This is a genomic window from Methylobacterium sp. SyP6R (assembly GCF_019216885.1).
Lineage (GTDB): Bacteria > Pseudomonadota > Alphaproteobacteria > Rhizobiales > Beijerinckiaceae > Methylobacterium.
On record NZ_JAAQRC020000001.1, the window covers coordinates 5,148,957 to 5,165,818 of the forward strand.

Genomic DNA, 16,862 nt, shown 5'->3' on the forward strand with positions numbered 1-16,862 from the left:
CGGTTCCGGCCGGTTTCTCGCTAAGCTCTCCCTTTCCGGTCGCGGCCCCCGGGCCCATCTTCCTGAATGACAGGCAGACGCGAGAGCCATGACGCGAGACATCGTCCCGAATCAGTCGGCCAACGACCCGTCGACCCGGACTTCGCCGGCGGAGGACCGCCCCGGGCTGTCGGCCAGCATCCGGTCGCATCTCGGCACCGAGCTCCGGGCCACCTACGAGGCCCTGGGCGAGGCCGATCCGGACAACCGGTTCGCCGACCTCATCGCGCGCCTCGAAGCGGCGCTCAAGGCGCAGGGTGAGATCGTCCTGCCGGAATTCCGCGACGGGCTGCTGCAGGCGGTGCCGTCCTTGCGCGCCTTCGCGCTGTCGCTCACCAGCAACCCGGCCCGGGCCGACGACCTGGTGCAGGACACCCTCCTGAAGGGCTGGCAGCACCGGGCCCGGTTCCAGGCCGGCACCAACCTGAATGCCTGGCTGTTCACGATCCTGCGCAACATCTTCTACTCCGATCACCGCAAGCGGGTGCGCGAGGTCGAGGACCAGGACGGCTCCTACGCCGCGCGGCTGGCCACCGCGCCGCACCAGGGCGACCGGCTCGACGTCGAGGACCTGCAGAGCGCGCTCGCCAAGCTGCCGCCGGACCAGCGCGAGGCCCTGGTGCTCGTCGGCGCCGAGGGCGTCTCCTACGAGGAGGCGGCGGCGATCATGGGCTGCAAGGTCGGCACGGTGAAGAGCCGCGTCAGCCGCGCCCGCGGCCGGCTGGCGGAATTGCTGGGCTACGACGAGGAAGATCTCGGCACCGATCGGCTGATCCAGTCGGCGATGCCGAAAGACGCCTGATCCGGCCCGGAGTACTCCTGCGGGGTTCGGGACGATTTTTTCGGCCGAACGATTGAACCGTTTCGCCGGGGGCGACGTTACTCCCCCCGAAGAGCTGCCCCGCTCGACCGGGGTAGACTGGACGAAACGGAGATCGACCCGATGAAGAAGACCCTCCTGGCTGCCGCTGCCCTTGCCCTGACCCTGCCGATGGCCGCCCAGGCCCAGGGCCTGCTGCCCGGCGCCCAGCGCGGCGCCGAGGACGGTGCGGCGGCGGCCGGCCCGGTCGGCGCGATCGTCGGTGGTGCGGTCGGCGCCGCGACGGGCGCGGTCGGCGGCCTGCTCGGCGTCGACGATCGCCCGCGCTTCCGCTCCTACGCCGTGCGCCAGCACCGCTCCTACGACTGGGACGGCGATGTCGCCGTCGGCACCGTGCTGCCCTCTTCGGGCGTGAGCTACTACGAGGTCCCGTCCGATTACGGCATCCGCGGCCGCCGCTACACCGTGGTCAACGACCGCGTCGTGCTGGTCGATCCGGGCACCCGCCGCATCGTGCAGGTGATCGACTAACCGTTACGGGCGCCGCCTTCGGGCGGCGCAAACCTGGCGTACAGGAAGCCCCGGTCTCGCACCGGGGCTTTTTGCTGTCCGGTCGCGTGAAATCGTGTCGGCCGTTGCGTCGGAACCTGCAACAAATCCGGCTTGATCGTCGTTCTTGTTGATGATCGGGGCAGGCGGATTGACACCTGCGCCACGGACACTCGACGAGACGAATCCCAATGCCTTCCGACCCGCACGGGAACCACGACGCCGCGCTGCCGCAGCCGGTGCGCGAGCACCTCGGGCAGCAGCTCCGCTCGGCCTACAATGCCGAGGCCGAGAAGCCGGACTATCTCGGCGATCCGAGCCTGCCGCCGGAATTCACCCCGCAGCTGCGCCGCCTCGAAGGCCGCCTAAAGGCCCACGACACCGGCCGCGAGGCGGTGGAGGATGCGCTCAACGACATCCTGCGCGAGTTGCCGGCGAAACGGTGAGCGTCACCGCCGCGCCGCCAGCAGGTCGCGGATCTCGGTCAGCAGCTTCACGTCGGCCGGATCGTCCTTCTTCACCTCCTCGCGCCGCACCAGCTGGTTCATGCCGCGGATCACCAGGAACAGCACGAAGGCGACGATCAGGAAGTTGAGCGCCACGGTGACGAACTGGCCGTAGCCGAGCACCGCGCCCTGCTTCTTGGCCTCGGCATAGGCCAGCCCGCTCTGCACCTTCGAGGACAGCGGCAGATAGTAGTTCGAGAAGTCGAGCCCGCCGGTGATCGCGCCGACCGTCGGCATGATCACGTCCTGCACCAGCGAGGTGACGATGGCGCCGAAGGCCGCGCCGATCACCACGCCGATCGCCAGATCGACCACGTTGCCGCGCAGGGCGAATTTCTTGAATTCCTCGATCATGCCTTGAATCTCCGCGGAGGGGCTTTCCGTGCGGGCAATTCTGCCCCGCGCAGGCCGACGTCGCGCGGGCCGCACCCGTTCGGTTAAGCTGGGGCGGAGACGCGCGACGGGGAGTCGTCCGATGGCGGATTGGGATGCGGGCCAGTACCTGAAATTCGCCGACGAGCGCACGCGGCCGGCCGCCGACCTGCTGGCCCGGGTGCCGCTCGAAGCGCCCGCCCGGGCGGTCGATCTCGGCTGCGGGCCGGGCAACAGCACCGCGCTGCTCGCCGCGCGCTTTCCCGAAGCCCGGATCACCGGGCTCGATTCCTCCCCCGCCATGCTGGAGGAGGCGCGCCGGACGCTGCCCGCCGTCACCTTCGTCGAGGCCGACCTCGCCGCCTGGGAGCCGGACACAGCCCCCGACCTGATCTTCGCCAATGCCGTACTGCAATGGCTGCCGGACCACGCCGCCCTGCTGCCGCGCCTCGCCGGCTTCCTGGCGCCGGGCGGCTGCCTCGCCGTGCAGGTGCCGGACAATCTCGACGAGCCGTCGCACCGGCTGATGCGCGAGGTGGCGGAGGAGGCGCCGTTTCGCGAGGCCCTGGCCGGTGCCGCGGGCGCCCGCACCCCGCTCGGGACGTTCCAGGATTACGACACTTGGCTGGTGCGGGCGGGCTGCACCGTCGATTTGTGGCGCACCACCTACGTCCACCCGCTGCAAGGGCACCGCGGCATCGTCGAGTGGGTGCGCTCCACCGGCTTGCGGCCGTTCCTGGCGCCGCTCGATCCGGGGACCCAGGCGGCCTATCTCGCCCGCTACGAGGATGCCTTGCGCCGGGCCTATCCGATGCAGGAGGACGGGCGGGTGCTGCTGCCGTTCCCGCGGCTGTTCATCGTGGCGCGGCGGGTGTGAGCGACGGTCATCACAGCCCGGTCGATCCGATCGCTCTTCCGATCCCACCCACACCCTCATCCTGAGGTGTCGGCGATCGGAGATCGCACGCGATCGAAGATCGACTGACCTCGACGGAGGGCCTCCAGAGAGCACAGAGGCTTCTGGAGCCCTCCTTCGAGGCTTCCTACGGTCGAATGCGAGCTTCGATCGCCAGCACCTCAGGATGAGGTCGTCGATTGGATGGAGAGAGTGCCTACGAGTCTTTCCTTGTCCAACCGGTCGAGCGCTCAGGCCGCCGACGCGTCGTCGCCCGGGGCCGAGGGGGCCTGCAGTACCTCGGCCTTGAGCTTGCGCCGGTACTGGGCGGCGCCGATCGGGATCGCGCAGAGATAGCCGAGGCTGAGCAGCGCCAGGATCTCGAACGGGAAGCTGATCAGGAGCCCGAACGCCGCCACCGTCACGACGAAGATCGGCAGCACGTATTCCCGCGGCACGCGCTTGCCGACGGTCTTGCCCGAGAAGGTCGGCACGGTGGAGATCACCATCAGGGCGATCACCAGCATGTAGATCAGCGCCACCGGGGCCAGGGCCGGCGACATCTCGAAGCCGAGGAAGTGCAGGTAGAGCGGCAGCATCACCGTCAGCGCGCCGGCCGGGGCCGGCATGCCGACGAAGAAGTCCTTCTTCCATTCCGGCCGGTTGGGATCGTCCAGCATCACGTTGAAGCGGGCGAGCCGCAGGGCCATCGCGATGGCGAAGATCAAGGCGACGATCCAGCCGACCGACTTCAGGTTGTGCAGCACGAAGGTGTAGAGGATCAGCGCCGGGGCGCAGCCGAAATTGACGAAATCGGCCAGCGAATCGAGCTCGGCGCCGAAGCGCGAGGTGCCCTTGAGCAGGCGCGCCACCCGCCCGTCGACGCCGTCGAGCACCGCGGCGGCGATGATGGCGATCACCGCCGGCTCGAACTTGCCCTCGAAGCCGAAGCGCACGGCGGTCAGCCCGAGGCAGACCGCCATCAGGGTGATCATGTTGGGGATGATCATCCGCACCGGCACCGGCTTGAACCGGCGGGGTTTGGGCTCGTTCGGTTCCGGCGCGAAGGGCGGGAAGAGATCGTCCATGGTGAGGCCTCCCCGGTCAGGTGCGGCGGAACTGCCGCACCGGGCCGGTCCCGCGCAGGTCGGCGAGCACGGTCTCGCCGGCCACCGCCTTCTGGCCGAGGCCGACCAGCACCCGCGTGCCCGCCGGCAGGTAGACGTCGACCCGCGAGCCGAAGCGGATCAGGCCGAAGCGGTCGCCGACGGTGAGGTCGTCGCCGGGCTTGACCCAGTCGACGATGCGCCGCGCCACGAGGCCGGCGATCTGCACCACGCCGATCCGCACCGGCTCGCCGTCCTGCCGGGTCTCGATCACGAGGCCGTTGCGCTCGTTGTCCTCGCTCGCCTTGTCGAGCTCGGCATTGAGGAAGAGGCCCGGGGTGTAGTGGACCTGGTCGATCCGGCCGGTGACCGGCACCCGGTTCACGTGGCAGTCGAACACGTTCATGAACACCGAGATGCGCAGCATCGGCACCGAGGGCAGGTCGAGTTCGGAGGGCGGCAGCACGGTGCTGATCAGGTTCACCCGCCCGTCGGCCGGCGAGACGATCAGGCCGTCGCCGACCGGCACGACCCGCTCGGGGTCGCGGAAGAAGTAGCAGACCCACAGCGTCAGCAGCAGGAAGATCCAGCCGAGGAACTGCACGAAGGTGCCGGCGAGCACCGTCAGCACGATGCCGATCGCGATGAAGGGGTAGCCCTCCTTGTGGATCGGCACCAGCACGCGGCGGATCGTCTCGAACAGGTCGGTCATGAGTCCTCGGGGTCGGTCCTCGGGCCTTGTGCCGGCCGCGCGCGGCCGGTCCAGCGCCCGCGGATGGCAGGCGCGTGGCGCCACGTCAATCATCCGATCGACGCGGGAGGGCCCGCTTGTCGGCCATCGCCTGGAGAATGTTGGAGAAATCGTCGGTCCAGGGACGCCGCGCCAGGTCCGGGGCGATCCGCTCCCAGGCCGGATCGGTCGCGAGCGCGCCGAGATGGGCGGGATCGCGGGCGAGCACCGCGACCGTGCTCGCGGCGCGGAACCGCACCGGATCGAAGGGGAACGATTCGCGGGCGACGTGGGTCGACAGGCCGAACTCCGCCCCGACCCGGGCCAGGATGCGGCCGAGATCGAGGTGGCGGTTGGTGATGTGCATCGCCAGCACGCCGTCCGGCGCGAGCTTGGCGAGGTAGAGGGCCAGGGCCTCGCGGGTGAGGAGGTGGGCCGGGATCGCGTCGGACGAGAAGGCGTCGACGACGAGGGCGCCGAGCCCGCCCGGCGCTTCGGCGAGGGTCAGGCGGGCATCGCCCAGCACCACCGGCATGTCGGGACCGCAGGCCGCGAGGAAGCGGAATTTCTTCGGATCGCGGGCGATGCGGGCCACGACCGGGTCGATCTCGTAGAAGCGCCAGGCCTCGTCCCCGGCCCGGTGGCAGGCGAGGCTGCCGGTGCCGAGCCCGACCACCGCGACCCGGCCGAGGGAGCCGCCCCGCGCCGCGCGGACCTCCCGGATCGCCGTGCCGAGGGGTCCTTCCGGCGTGTAGTAGACCAGGGGCTCCGGGGAGCCGTCGGGTTTCGCGAGCCGCATCGCCCCGTGCACGGTGGTGCCGTGCATGAGCAGGCGCATCGGCCCGTCCGGCGTCTCGACGATCCGATGGATGCCGAAGAACGAGCGCAGGCTCACCGCGGCCTCCGCCTGCATCATCGCCAGGCAGGCGGAGACGGCGAGCAGGCCGGCCACGGCGACGCGGTGCGGGTCGCGCCAGCTCGCCGCCAGCAGGCCCGCGCCCGCCAGCACGAGGAGCTGCGGCATGGCGGCCGCCCCCAGGAGCGTTCCGGCCAGGACCATGATGGCCGCCGCGCCCGCGCCCGCCAGCGCGCTGGGCCCCGCCTCGGCGAGCCAGGCGCGCGCGCTGCCGGAGAAGAAGCCGGGCCGGCAGGCTAGGGCGGCGACGAGCAGCACCGGGTACTCGACCACCCGCGAGACCACGAGCGGCGCGACGAGCCCGCAGGCGATGCCGCCCAGCACCCCGCCGAGGGAGACGCAGACGTAGAACTCGGTCAGCCGGTCGGGCGCCGGCCGCACATGGTAGAGCGTGGCGTGGGCGATCAGGGCGCTGACGAAGAACAGGCCGAGATGGAGCGCGAGCCCGCCCCAGAGCCCGAACCCGATCGCGAAGCTCGCCAGCGCCAGCGCCGTCCCCCAGACCTGGAGGCGCAGCAGCCTGCGGCCGGGCAGGGCCGTCCCTTCCCGGAACGCGATCGCGAAGGTGAGGAGGAAGAGCGCGAGCGGGACCACCCACAGCAGGGGCGTCGCCGCGATGTCGGTCGAGATGTGGGCGGTGACCGAGACCAGGAGCGCCGAGGGCACCAGGGCGAGGCCGATCCAGGCGCCGCGCCGGCGCCAGCCGGGCGCCGCCGAGGCCGATGCGACCCGCGCCTCGTCCGCGCCCGCCGCGCCCGCGCTCGAGGCCAGGCCCGATGCCAGGACGAGGAGGCCCAGCAGCACGAACCCGCCGCACCAGGCCTCGGCCTGGGCCCGCAGCGGCAGCACCGGCTCGATCAGGACCGGATAGGCGACGAGGGCGGCGAAGGAGCCGATGTTGGAGGCGGCGTAGAGGAAATACGGATCGCGGGCCCGCGAATGGCCAGATCGGGCGAGCCACGCCTGGAGCAGCGGGCCGTTCGCCGAGAGGGCGAAGAACGGCAGCCCGACCGCGGTCGCGAACAGCCCGACGAGCGAGAGCGCCTGGTTCTCCACCGGCGGAGGGCCGAAGCCCGCCGGCAGGCCGATGGGCAGGGCGAGCCCCGCGACCAGCATCAGCCCGAGATGCAGGGCGAGCGCTGCCCGGATGCCGAGCCGCCGGGCCAGCAGATGGGCATAGAGGTAGCCGCCGAGCAGCAGGGCCTGGAACACCACCAGGGCGACCGACCACGTCGCGGAGCTGCCCCCGAGGCGCGGCAGCACCATCTTGGTGAACATCGGCTGGACCGAGAACAGCAGGAACGCCGACAGGAGCAAGGCCGCGGCGGCGGCCGGGACCTGCGCGCGGGCGAGGGCCGGGCCGAGGCGGGGGGCCGTGCGGAGCGTGGTGGTCGGCATGGGATCGGTCCGGCGGCGGCGGGTCCCGTCATAGCCGCCCGCGATTTAAGATGCCGTGTGGGAGAGCGATCGGGAGACGGGATCGGGCGCGGGTTTCATCTCTCCCCGCTCTCGCACGGGCCGTCGCAATCACGCATCTCGGTCCGGGTCACGCGGCCCGCCGCGCCTCACGACACCGAGGCCGGCTCCGGCGCCTTCGCCACCGGCCCCGGAATCTCCCCCGGCTCCAGATGGGTGCGCAGGCTCGCGCCCTCCTCCGCTTCCGCCCGCTTCAAGGCCTCGCGGGCGGCCTCCGCCTCGCGCTGGCGGTTCCACATCGCCGCATAGGTGCCGCCCTGGTCCAGAAGCGACAGATGGGTGCCGCGCTCGGCGATGCGGCCCTGGTCGAGGACGATGATCTCATCGGCGCCGACCACCGTCGAGAGGCGGTGGGCGATGACGAGCGTGGTGCGGCCGCGGCTCACCCGGTCGAGGGCGTCCTGGATCTCGCGCTCGGTGAAGGAATCGAGCGCCGAGGTCGCCTCGTCGAGAACCAGGATCGGCGGCCCTTTCAGGATGGTGCGGGCGATGGCGACGCGCTGCTTCTCGCCGCCCGAGAGCTTCAGGCCGCGCTCGCCCACCGGGGTGTCGTAGCCCTCCGGCAGGGCGGCGATGAACCGGTCGATCTGGGCGAGCGTCGCTGCCTCCCTCACCTCCTCCTCGCTCGCCTCCCAGCGGCCATAGCGGATGTTGTAGCCGATCGTGTCGTTGAACAGCACGGTATCCTGCGGCACCATCCCGATCGCGGCGCGCAGGGAATCCTGCTGCACCGACGCGATGTCCTGCCCGTCGATCGTGATGCGGCCGGCTTGCGGCTCGTAGAACCGGAACAGCAGGCGCGACAGGGTCGACTTGCCGGCGCCCGAGGGGCCGACGATCGCGACGGTGCGGCCTGCCGGCACCGTGAAGCTGATGCCGCGCAGGATCGGCCGCTCCGGCACGTAGGCGAAATGCACGTCCTCGAACCGCACCACCGCCTCGCCGATCGCGAGCGGCTGCGCGCCCGGCCGGTCGGCGATCTCCGGGTTGCGGTGCAGGATCTTGAACATGTCGTCGATGTCGATCAGGGCCTGCTTGATCTCGCGGTAGATCATGCCCATGAAGTTGAGCGGCATCGAGAGCTGCACCAGCATGGTGTTGACCAGCACGAAGCCGCCGATCGTCGCCCGCCCGGCCATGATGTCGCGGGCGGCCAGCCACATCACCACGCTCATGCCGATCGTGAAAATCACCGCCTGGCCGGCATTCAGCACGGCGAGGGAGACGTAGGTCTGCGTCGAGGCCTTCTCGTAGCGGGCCATCGACTGGTCGTAGCGGGCGGTCTCGCGGATCTCCGCGCCGAAGTACTTCACCGTCTCGTAGTTGAGCAGCGAATCGACCGCCTTGGTGTTGGCCTCGGTGTCGGAATCGTTCATCCGCCGGCGGATGGCGATGCGCCACTCCGTGGCCTTGTAGGTGTAGCCGAGATAGGCCGCCACCATCACCAGCACGACCAGTGAATAGGACAGGCTGAACTCGTAGGCGAGCGTGCCGAGCACCAGCAGGAACTCGACGATGGTCGGCACCAGCGTCAGCACCATCAGGCGCGACAATTCCTCGATGCCGTTGCGGCCGCGCTCCAGCACCCGGGTCAGGCCGCCGGTCTTGCGCTCCAGGTGGAAGCGCAGGGACAATTGGTGCATGTGCCGGAAGGTCTGGAGCGCCAGGCGCCGCACCGCGTGCATCGCCACCTTGGCGAACAGCCCGTCGCGCACCTGCGTCAGCAGCGCCATGGCGATCCGGGTGGCGCCGTAGAGCAGGATCATCAGGGCCGGCGCGGCCCAGATCCCGGTCGGGACGGGCCCGTCCTTGCCCCCCACCACCGCCACCAGGGCGTCGGTCGCCCATTTGAAGGTGAACGGCATCGCCAGGGTGACCACCTTGGCGACGAGCAGCAGCCCGAAGGCGGTGAAGACGCGGCGCTGCAGGTCGGGCCGGCCGTGGGGCCAGAGATAGGGCCACAGGCGGCGGTAGGTCGCGACGAGGCCGGGCCGCTCGGGCTCGGCCGGGGGAGTCTGGGTAGTGGACAAGGAACCGGTTCCGGACGGGATCGGCGCCGCATATAGGCCAGGACGCGACGGGGAGACAGCGCGCCCGACGCGGCCCGGACCTGCGGCGGGACGCACCCGCGCGGCGGTCGACCTGAGACACCTCGCGCGATCGGGCGCGATCGGGTCAGCCGCGGCTTTCCGGCTCCCGCGCTTGCGGCCCCTCGCCCGGCAGCACGAAGACCTGGCCGGGATAGATCCGGTTGGGATCGCGGATCTGGCCCTGGTTGGCGTCGAAGATCACGGTGTAGCGCAGACCCCGGCCGTAGGCCCGGCGGCTGATGCTCCACAGGTTGTCGCCGCGGATGACCTTCGCGGTGCTGACACCGGGCACGAATACCGTGCCGGGATCGACCGGATTCGGCGATGCCTCGGCGACCGACGATGGCGGTGAAGCCGCGACCGTTCCGCCCGCGGACGGTGCGGCTGCCGAGGGGGCGGCTGCGGGGCCGGTGGTGGCAGGCGCGCCGCGCAGCAGGGTCTGGCGGGCCGGGGCTTCGGCGGGGGCCGGCCGGTCGAGGCCGGGCGGCACCGCGAAGGCGGTCTCGGCCCGGGTCTTGACCGCGCCGGAGGCGGGATCGACCTGGTCGATCCGCACCCGGTAATCGCCCGGCTTGACCCCGCTCCCGATGGTGAAGGCGACGCGGCCATCGGGTCCCGCCTGGCCCGGCGCCACCAGCGTGTCGTTGAGGTAGAGGCGCAGGTCCGCCTTGGGCGCGCCCTGCGCGGTGACGTAGAGCCGCCCACCCGGCTCGGCATCGACGCCGACGACCTTGACCGGCGGGGAACCGGCAAGGGACCTGGTCTCGGGCTTGATCTCGGCCTTGGCCTCCGCCTTGCCCGATTCGATCTTTCCGGATTCGATCTTGCCGGGCTCGGCCTTGGGCGCGGTGTCCGGCAGGGAGAGCACGGCGGTCGGCCGGCCGGGCGCCGTCACGGCGACGAGGGGCCTGGTGCGGCGGTCCTGCGCCACCACCACCACGGCGCTGGCCCGGCCGGCGGCTTTGGCGCCGTCCGACGCGGTGCTGCGCAGGGTGATCTCGTGGCTGCCCGGCGGCAGGACCGGCGGCACCAGGGCGAAGTTGCCGGATTCGTCGGCCCTGGTGCGGGCGAAGGGCTGGCCGTCGCGCAGGATCTCGACCTCGGCCCCGGGGCGGCTGCGCCCGGCGACCACGCTCGCCCCGTCGGGCTCGACCCGGATGACGTCGAAGGCCGGCGCCTCGTCCGCCTCGGGCTTGGCGGGGGCATTGGCGGGGGCATTGGCTGGGGACTCGGCCGGCAGGGCGGCGAGCGGTTTGACGGCCGGGGCGGGCGCCTGCGTCGCGGTCGTCGCTGCCGGCTCGGCTTCCGGCGAGACGAGCGAGAACAGCCGCGTTCCACTCGCTGCGACGCCAATGAGCACGAACCCAGCGACGAGGCCGACGCCTGCGAGGACGATGCCCCTGCGCAACTCGGTCGTCCGCAACTCGGTCGTCATGGCGCAACACTCCCGCTCACGGGTCCTCCCGCCGATGGTCCACGCACGACCGCGCGACCTTTCGCCTCCGGTCGACACGCCCGCGCCATCACCCTCATATTAACAGGACTGGCGGGGCGAGACCACGCGGCGCTCACAAGCGCGGCGCGGCCGGAAACTTGCGTAGCGACGGCCGGGTATCGGCTGCGAACGGTGCGGAGACTCGATGCGGACGGTTTGCGTGTATTGCGGCTCGGGGTTCGGCACCGATCCGGTCTTCGAGGCGGCGGCGCGGGCGCTGGGGCGCCAGCTGGCCGAGGCCGGCATCGCCCTGGTCTATGGCGGCGGCAATGTCGGGCTGATGGGCACGGTGGCACGGGCGGTGCTCGACCATGGCGGCCACGTCACCGGCATCATCCCGGACTTCCTGAAGTCGCGCGAGCGCATGCTCGACGACGTGCAGGAGACCATCGTGGTCTCCGACATGCACACCCGCAAGAAGCTGATGTTCGACCGCTCCGACGCCTTCGTGGCCCTGCCCGGCGGCATCGGCACCCTGGAGGAACTGGTCGAGCAGATGACCTGGTCGCAGCTCGGCCAGCACGCCAAGCCGATCCTGCTGCTCTCGGTGGCCGGCTTCTGGGCGCCGTTCCTCGGCCTCCTCGACCACATGCGCCGCACCGGCTTCATCCGCGAGGGGCTGGATCTCAGCTACCTCGTCGCCGAGGAGCCGGACCAGGTCGTGCCGATGCTGCGGGAGGCGATCGCCAAGACGGTGCCGCGGCCTGAGGCCGAGGCGCTGATCGAGGAGAAGTTCTGAGCCTGCAGCGGCTCATGAGAAGGCCTGCCACCTCCGGCACATTCAGGAGCCGGCGGTGGCAGGCTCCGCACTCTCGCCTACCCTCAACCTCATCCCGAGGTTGTGGATGGATAAGCACATAACGCCACCAGGAGCCCATCTTGACCACGGCCCCGGACTCGAAGCCCCCGAACGACATGCTGCCCTACCGCCTGATCACGGGTAAGGACGACGCCCATTTCTGTCGCCGTATCTCGGAGGCGCTGGCACTCGGCTACCGGCTGTACGGCTCGCCCTCCTGCACCTTCAACGGCACGGATGTGATCGTGGCGCAGGCCATCGTCTGGCCGTCGGTGGTCAAGGAGTGAGGGCGGCACGAGGGGCGGTACGCCGCCCCTCGGCCCATGGTTCTACGAGCCCACCGTCCAGGTAGTGGTGCCGTCCTTGTTATCCTTCACCGTCACCCCCAGCGCCGTGAGCGCGCCGCGGATCCGGTCGGATTCGGCCCAGTCCTTGCGGGCGCGGGCGTCCTTGCGCTCGGCGATCAGCCGCTCCACCGCCGCCGCATCGACACCGGAGGCCGCCACCGCCGCCCGCTCGCGCTCGGACTTGGTCTGACCGAGCAGGCCGAGCAGGCCGGCGCCCGCCTTCAGCGCCGCCGGGTCGTCGAGGCGGTGCACCTCGCCGAGGGCCGCCGGGGTGTTGAGGTCGTCGAGCAGCGGCTCGAGCACGCTGTCGGGCGCCGGACCGGGCTCTGCGTCGCCGACGGCGTCGTACCAGCGGTCGAGGGTGCGGCTCGCCTCCTCCAGGCCGCGGAGCGTCCAGTCGATCGGCTGGCGGTAATGGGTGCGCAGCATGGCGAGGCGCACGACCTCGCCCGGCCAATCCGCCAGCACCTCGCGCAAGGTGACGAAGTTGCCGAGCGACTTCGACATCTTCTCCCCCTCGACCTGCAGGAAGCCGTTATGGAGCCAGATGTTGGCCATCACCGGCGTGCCGAAGCAGCAGCGGGACTGGGCCACCTCGTTCTCGTGGTGGGGAAACACCAGGTCGATGCCGCCGGCATGGATGTCGAAGGTCTCGCCGAGATGCTTCCAGGCCATGGCCGAGCACTCGATATGCCAGCCCGGACGCCCCGGGACCGTGATCCCGCCGGGCGAGGGCCAGGACGGCTCGCCGGGCTTGGACGGCTTCCACAGCACGAAATCGAGGGGTGAGCGCTTGTAGGGCGCCACGTCGACCCGGGCCCCGGCCTCCATCTCGTCGAGGGGGCGGCGCGACAGGGCGCCGTAATCGGGCATCGAGGGCACGTCGAACAGGACGTGGTCCTCGGCCACGTAGGCGTGCCCGGCGGCGACGAGGCGGTCGATCAGCGTCGTCATCTCGACGATGTGGTCGGTCGCCCGCGGCTCGATCATCGCCGGAGGCTTGCCGGCCACGTTCACGTCCCCCGGCATCAGGATGCCGAGGCGGCGGATGTCGTCGTGGAACTGCGCCAGCGTGCCGTCGGTGAGTTCGCGGATGGTGATCCCGCGCTCGGCCGCCCTTGCGTTGATCTTGTCGTCCACGTCGGTGACGTTGCGGGCATAGGTCACCGCCTCCGCCCCGTAGAGGTGGCGCAGCAGCCGGAACAGCAGGTCGAAGACGATCAGCGGCCGGGCGTTGCCGATATGGGCCGCGTCGTAGACGGTCGGGCCGCAGGCATACATCCGCACCCGGCCCGAATCGATCGGCCGGAGCGGCTCCTTGGCCCGGGAGAGCGTGTTGTAGAGGCGCAACAGCGAGGCCATGAAACACCTGCGGGACGGGGTCGGGCCGGGGCGCCGCGCGGGGCACCGGCCGAGGTTCTAAGTCGTTGCCGGATCGGGCTCGGTCCCGTCCGGCGGAAGGCCCGGGCGGCGCCCGTGCCGGCGACCGAGGCGGCCGCCTGTTGCACGGGTGAGACGCCCGAACGAGCCGATCCGGGTTAGCTCAAATCCGTGAGCAATTCGAGAAGGCAGACGCCGCCGGGTGCAAAGCCCTGCCGGACCCTGCGTAATCGCCCCGCTCGCACGATGCGTAGAGAGATTGTTTACCACCCACGCCCAGTGTCGGGCCGGAGCCGGATGCCGACGGCTCCGATCAGAAGGTTTGCCCCATGCGTCGCACCCTCGCCGTCCTCAGCGCCCTCGGTGTCCTGGCCTCCGCCACCGCCCCGGCGCTGGCCGCCTCGCAGGGAACCGGCCAGGGAACCGGCGTGGAGAAGACCTTCCTGATCCCCTCCAGCGACGGCTACGGCGTCGCCGAGTGCCTGACCACCGGCGGCGAGTGCGGCCAGGTGGTGGCGGATGCCTGGTGCGAGTCGCAAGGCTACGCCAAGTCGGCCTCCTACGGCATCGCCGCCCAGGACGAGTATACCGGCGCGATCGAGGCGGCTCCCGCCGTGAAGACCTCGGAGCGCCCGATCCGGATCACCTGCCGGGATTGATCGGTTTTGGGGGGCGAGTTGCCTGCTCGATAATTGAGGCAGCGTCCGCTTCATCCGACCCTGGACCTCATCCTGCGGTGTCAGTCCATCGGAGATGGACTGACACCGCAGGATGAGGTCCAGGGTGGGATAGGTTCTAGATCGCAACGGGCCGTCTGGCAGGCCGCGCGGCCTGCCGTGCACGCGGCACTCGCTTCGCACGAACGCGCATTACCCCGCTGGCGCACCGCCCGCCGCCGCCTATCTCGGGCTTCATGAGTCGCAGGAAGCGGCAACCGGGAGCGTGTGGCATGATCCGAAGCATCGTCATCGTCGCCGCTTCCCTGCTGCCGACCCTCGCCGTTGCGGCTCCGCGGCCTCGTGCGCCCGTCGGCCCGGTCATTTCCGGCCTGCCCGGCTACGATTGCCGGCTCTGGACTCCCTTCGATCACGACGCCGTCGGACCGACTCCGCGCCCGGGCGCCCGCCCGGTGCGGGCGGCGAGCGGCTGGGGCGGCACCGCCTACGGCTACGGCACCGGCGGCGCCTCGGCCTCCGGTGCCGTCGCGTTCCCGGCCGACAGCGTGGCGGAATGCGACATCGGCGAACTCACCTTCGGCCGCGCCGGCCTCGACATCCTGCCGCGCTGACAGTCCGGCTCAGGTGCCCGGCCGGTCGTGCACCGCCTTGGCGAAGAAGTCGGTCCATGCCTTCGGCCGGTTCTTCAGCACGCCGGCCTTGGCCAGGTGGTCGGCCTGGAGCATCGTGCCGTAGGGCGTGGCCGAGAAGACGACGCCGGGCTGCTTCATCATCGCGACGAGTTCGTCGGGCGTGAACTTCTCCTTGGTCGCCGCCAGGTAGATCTCGGCGGCCTTGTTCGGGTCGTCGCGGATCAGCGCGTTGGCCTCGTCGATGGCGGCGAGGACCGCGGCGGTGGTCTTCGGGTTCTGGTCCATGAACTTGCCGCGGCCGAACACGATGGCGTTGCTCAACGGCCCGCCGACCACGTCGTAGGAATTGAGCACGACGTGGATCTTCGGGTCCTTCAGCTCGATCTGCTGGTAGGGCGGCAGCGAGAAGTGGCTGTTGACCTCGCTGGTGCCCCCCAGCAGCGCGCCGACCGCGTCGGGATGGCCGAGCTGCACGGTGAGCGCGTCGAGCTTGTTGCGGCCGGCCTCGCCGAACTGGCGCTCGGCGGCGATCTGGAGCATCACCGCTTGCGCGGAGACCTTCACGGTCGGCACCGCGATCCGGTCCTTCGCCGAGAAATCGGCCAGCGTCTTCACCGCCGGGTTGCGGGTGACGAGCATCATCGGCGCGCCGGCCGAGGCCGCCAGCCCCTTCACCTCGCCGCGGGTGCGGTCCCAGGCGAGCAGCAGGTTGGTGGCGCCGCTGGTGACGAAATCGACGTTGCCGGAGATCAGCGCATCGACCGAGGCGCCGCCGCTGGTCAGCGTGACCCAGCTCACCTTCACGTCGCCGAGGCCGGCCGACGCGACGTGCTTCTCGACCAGGCGCTGCTGCTCGGCCAGCACCATCGGCATGTAGATCAGGCCGGGCTGGCGGGTGAAGCGCACCTCGCCGGTCTCGGCATGGGCGGCGGAGGTGGCGAGGCCGAGCGCGACGGCCAGCGCGCCGACGGCGCGCCTGAGGAACGGCATGGGCGAATGCTCCCTGGTCTCGGCCCCTGTCCGGACGCTTCGATCGAGCGCCCGCCGGGGCCGTTCAGGGAGCCAGGGTCCGGAAATGTCCCGGACACGTCAACCCGCGACGAAAGAAGCAGGCGTCAGGCCGAGACGGCGGAGGAGGTCTCGGTCCGATGATGGGCGGCGCGCGTGCGGTTCGCCACCATGCGGTCGTGCAGGCGGAGGATCGTGCGCGAGCCGGTCGAGGTGAAGGCGAAGGGCAGGATGCCGTGGACGAGGCAGGCGAGCCCGCCGGCGATCATGCTGAGCCCGAAGCTGGTGGCGACGCCCATATGCTCGACATAGGTCTCGCCGACGGCGGCCGGGTGCTCGGAGAAGGACAGCCTCGACATGGGGATTTCCAAGGGTCTCGGTGGTCTCGAAAGGCAGGCTGAGGATCGCACGGACCCCGCGAAGGCGGATTGCGAATTTTCCTCCGTTTTCGCATGATCGCGCAATCAGGTTGCGCCAGAACGCGATCGGTTGGGAAAATTTCGCGTGGACGAGTTCGACCGGAAAATCCTGTTGTGCCTCCAGGAGAACGCGGCCGAGTCGCTCGAGGCGATCGCCGCCCGGGTCGGCCTGTCGGCCTCGCCGTGCTGGCGGCGGATCCAGAAGCTGGAGGCGCAAGGGGTGATCCAGCGCCGGGTGGCGCTCCTCGATCCCGACCGGATGCGGGTCGGCGTCACGGTGTTCGTCTCGGTGCGGACCAACCGGCACAATGCCGACTGGGCCGAACGTTTCTGCGCCGCCGTGGCGCAGATCCCCGAAGTGGTCGAGTTCTACCGCATGAGCGGCGAGATCGACTACTTGCTGCGCATCGTCGTGCCCGACATCGCGGCTTATGACCGGGTCTACAAGCGGCTGATCCAGTCGGTCGAACTCTACGATGTCAGTTCGGCCTTCGCGATGGAGCGAATCAAGTACACCACCGCCCTGCCGGTGACTTACGCTAAGTAAGACCAGGTCCAATCATGATGGCGCGGGTCTGGCCTGCGCCGGGCGCCGGTTGCTTTCCG

18 protein-coding genes are annotated in these 16,862 nt (G+C 70.6%); 9 read left to right on the plus strand and 9 right to left on the minus strand.

Annotation, left to right across the window (positions count from 1 at the left end):
- Positions 1-88: 88 nt before the first annotated feature.
- The 3 genes from HBB12_RS23645 to HBB12_RS23655 all read left to right on the plus strand — a co-directional run bounded on the left by HBB12_RS23645 (position 89) and on the right by HBB12_RS23655 (position 1,854).
- Positions 89-841 (plus strand): sigma-70 family RNA polymerase sigma factor, encoded by a 753-nt coding sequence (locus tag HBB12_RS23645; RefSeq protein ID WP_236991599.1) that lies wholly within the window; start codon positions 89-91, stop codon positions 839-841.
- Positions 842-982: 141 nt separating this feature from the next.
- Entirely contained in the window at positions 983-1,390 is a 408-nt protein-coding gene (locus HBB12_RS23650; protein WP_236991600.1) for a DUF1236 domain-containing protein, read from the plus strand.
- 209 nt (positions 1,391-1,599) lie between these two features.
- Positions 1,600-1,854, plus strand: coding sequence for a hypothetical protein (locus HBB12_RS23655; RefSeq protein WP_236991601.1), 255 nt, complete (start codon positions 1,600-1,602; stop codon positions 1,852-1,854).
- Positions 1,855-1,857: 3 nt separating this feature from the next.
- Here HBB12_RS23655 and mscL read toward each other — a convergent pair whose 3' ends face one another.
- A complete protein-coding gene (gene mscL / locus HBB12_RS23660) occupies positions 1,858-2,268 on the minus strand; it encodes a large conductance mechanosensitive channel protein MscL (RefSeq protein WP_236991602.1) in 411 nt (136 codons plus the stop codon).
- A gap of 121 nt (positions 2,269-2,389) precedes the next feature.
- On the opposite strand from mscL, the gene tam reads away from it, so the two are divergent.
- The gene (gene tam, locus HBB12_RS23665) at positions 2,390-3,163 is read left to right on the plus strand and encodes a trans-aconitate 2-methyltransferase (RefSeq protein WP_236991603.1); all 774 of its coding nucleotides are present in this window, start codon (positions 2,390-2,392) and stop codon (positions 3,161-3,163) included.
- A 269-nt stretch (positions 3,164-3,432) separates the two neighbouring features.
- Here tam and pssA read toward each other — a convergent pair whose 3' ends face one another.
- From pssA to HBB12_RS23690, 5 genes are all read right to left on the minus strand, one after another.
- Positions 3,433-4,269 carry a CDP-diacylglycerol--serine O-phosphatidyltransferase gene (gene pssA / locus HBB12_RS23670; RefSeq protein ID WP_236991604.1) on the minus strand — a complete coding sequence of 279 codons (837 nt, stop codon included), beginning with the start codon at positions 4,267-4,269 and terminating at the stop codon, positions 3,433-3,435.
- 16 nt (positions 4,270-4,285) lie between these two features.
- A complete protein-coding gene (locus HBB12_RS23675; protein ID WP_236991605.1) occupies positions 4,286-4,999 on the minus strand; it encodes a phosphatidylserine decarboxylase in 714 nt (237 codons plus the stop codon).
- 85 nt (positions 5,000-5,084) lie between these two features.
- On the minus strand, positions 5,085-7,331 hold the full coding sequence (locus tag HBB12_RS23680) for a fused MFS/spermidine synthase (RefSeq protein WP_236991606.1): 2,247 nt from the start codon (positions 7,329-7,331) through the stop codon (positions 5,085-5,087).
- A 167-nt stretch (positions 7,332-7,498) separates the two neighbouring features.
- On the minus strand, positions 7,499-9,439 hold the full coding sequence (locus tag HBB12_RS23685) for an ABCB family ABC transporter ATP-binding protein/permease (protein ID WP_236991607.1): 1,941 nt from the start codon (positions 9,437-9,439) through the stop codon (positions 7,499-7,501).
- A gap of 145 nt (positions 9,440-9,584) precedes the next feature.
- Positions 9,585-10,934, minus strand: coding sequence for a LysM peptidoglycan-binding domain-containing protein (locus HBB12_RS23690; RefSeq protein ID WP_236991608.1), 1,350 nt, complete (start codon positions 10,932-10,934; stop codon positions 9,585-9,587).
- A gap of 205 nt (positions 10,935-11,139) precedes the next feature.
- Between HBB12_RS23690 and HBB12_RS23695 the strand changes: the two genes are divergently transcribed.
- A complete protein-coding gene (locus tag HBB12_RS23695) occupies positions 11,140-11,733 on the plus strand; it encodes an LOG family protein (RefSeq protein WP_236991609.1) in 594 nt (197 codons plus the stop codon).
- A 140-nt stretch (positions 11,734-11,873) separates the two neighbouring features.
- Positions 11,874-12,080 (plus strand): DUF1737 domain-containing protein, encoded by a 207-nt coding sequence (locus HBB12_RS23700; protein ID WP_336886949.1) that lies wholly within the window; start codon positions 11,874-11,876, stop codon positions 12,078-12,080.
- A 42-nt stretch (positions 12,081-12,122) separates the two neighbouring features.
- On the opposite strand, the gene cysS is transcribed toward HBB12_RS23700, so the two are convergent.
- Positions 12,123-13,502 (minus strand): cysteine--tRNA ligase, encoded by a 1,380-nt coding sequence (gene cysS / locus HBB12_RS23705; protein WP_236991610.1) that lies wholly within the window; start codon positions 13,500-13,502, stop codon positions 12,123-12,125.
- A gap of 347 nt (positions 13,503-13,849) precedes the next feature.
- Here cysS and HBB12_RS23710 point away from each other — a divergent pair, with 347 nt between their 5' ends.
- A complete protein-coding gene (locus tag HBB12_RS23710) occupies positions 13,850-14,179 on the plus strand; it encodes a hypothetical protein (RefSeq protein WP_236991611.1) in 330 nt (109 codons plus the stop codon).
- Between the two features lie 290 nt (positions 14,180-14,469).
- Positions 14,470-14,808: a hypothetical protein gene (locus HBB12_RS23715; protein WP_236991612.1), complete on the plus strand. Its 339-nt coding sequence runs from the start codon at positions 14,470-14,472 to the stop codon at positions 14,806-14,808.
- Between the two features lie 9 nt (positions 14,809-14,817).
- Here HBB12_RS23715 and HBB12_RS23720 read toward each other — a convergent pair whose 3' ends face one another.
- Entirely contained in the window at positions 14,818-15,819 is a 1,002-nt protein-coding gene (locus HBB12_RS23720; protein WP_236991613.1) for an ABC transporter substrate-binding protein, read from the minus strand.
- 125 nt (positions 15,820-15,944) lie between these two features.
- Positions 15,945-16,196 carry a DUF6356 family protein gene (locus HBB12_RS23725; RefSeq protein ID WP_236991614.1) on the minus strand — a complete coding sequence of 84 codons (252 nt, stop codon included), beginning with the start codon at positions 16,194-16,196 and terminating at the stop codon, positions 15,945-15,947.
- Between the two features lie 145 nt (positions 16,197-16,341).
- Between HBB12_RS23725 and HBB12_RS23730 the strand changes: the two genes are divergently transcribed.
- Positions 16,342-16,803, plus strand: coding sequence for an Lrp/AsnC family transcriptional regulator (locus HBB12_RS23730; RefSeq protein WP_236991615.1), 462 nt, complete (start codon positions 16,342-16,344; stop codon positions 16,801-16,803).
- Positions 16,804-16,862 lie beyond the last annotated feature (59 nt).

Bases quoted from the DNA above. Each gene is read 5' to 3' on its own strand.
- HBB12_RS23720 (WP_236991613.1), bottom strand. From the start codon at position 15,819: ATGCCGTTCCTCAGGCGCGCCGTCGGCGCGCTGGCCGTCGCGCTCGGC.
- HBB12_RS23725 (WP_236991614.1), bottom strand. From the start codon at position 16,196: ATGTCGAGGCTGTCCTTCTCCGAGCACCCGGCCGCCGTCGGCGAGACC.
- HBB12_RS23715 (WP_236991612.1), top strand. From the start codon at position 14,470: ATGATCCGAAGCATCGTCATCGTCGCCGCTTCCCTGCTGCCGACCCTC.
- pssA (WP_236991604.1), bottom strand. From the start codon at position 4,269: ATGGACGATCTCTTCCCGCCCTTCGCGCCGGAACCGAACGAGCCCAAA.
- tam (WP_236991603.1), top strand. From the start codon at position 2,390: ATGGCGGATTGGGATGCGGGCCAGTACCTGAAATTCGCCGACGAGCGC.
- HBB12_RS23710 (WP_236991611.1), top strand. From the start codon at position 13,850: ATGCGTCGCACCCTCGCCGTCCTCAGCGCCCTCGGTGTCCTGGCCTCC.
- mscL (WP_236991602.1), bottom strand. From the start codon at position 2,268: ATGATCGAGGAATTCAAGAAATTCGCCCTGCGCGGCAACGTGGTCGAT.
- HBB12_RS23680 (WP_236991606.1), bottom strand. From the start codon at position 7,331: ATGCCGACCACCACGCTCCGCACGGCCCCCCGCCTCGGCCCGGCCCTC.
- cysS (WP_236991610.1), bottom strand. From the start codon at position 13,502: ATGGCCTCGCTGTTGCGCCTCTACAACACGCTCTCCCGGGCCAAGGAG.
- HBB12_RS23690 (WP_236991608.1), bottom strand. From the start codon at position 10,934: ATGACGACCGAGTTGCGGACGACCGAGTTGCGCAGGGGCATCGTCCTC.
- HBB12_RS23655 (WP_236991601.1), top strand. From the start codon at position 1,600: ATGCCTTCCGACCCGCACGGGAACCACGACGCCGCGCTGCCGCAGCCG.
- HBB12_RS23645 (WP_236991599.1), top strand. From the start codon at position 89: ATGACGCGAGACATCGTCCCGAATCAGTCGGCCAACGACCCGTCGACC.
- HBB12_RS23675 (WP_236991605.1), bottom strand. From the start codon at position 4,999: ATGACCGACCTGTTCGAGACGATCCGCCGCGTGCTGGTGCCGATCCAC.
- HBB12_RS23695 (WP_236991609.1), top strand. From the start codon at position 11,140: ATGCGGACGGTTTGCGTGTATTGCGGCTCGGGGTTCGGCACCGATCCG.
- HBB12_RS23650 (WP_236991600.1), top strand. From the start codon at position 983: ATGAAGAAGACCCTCCTGGCTGCCGCTGCCCTTGCCCTGACCCTGCCG.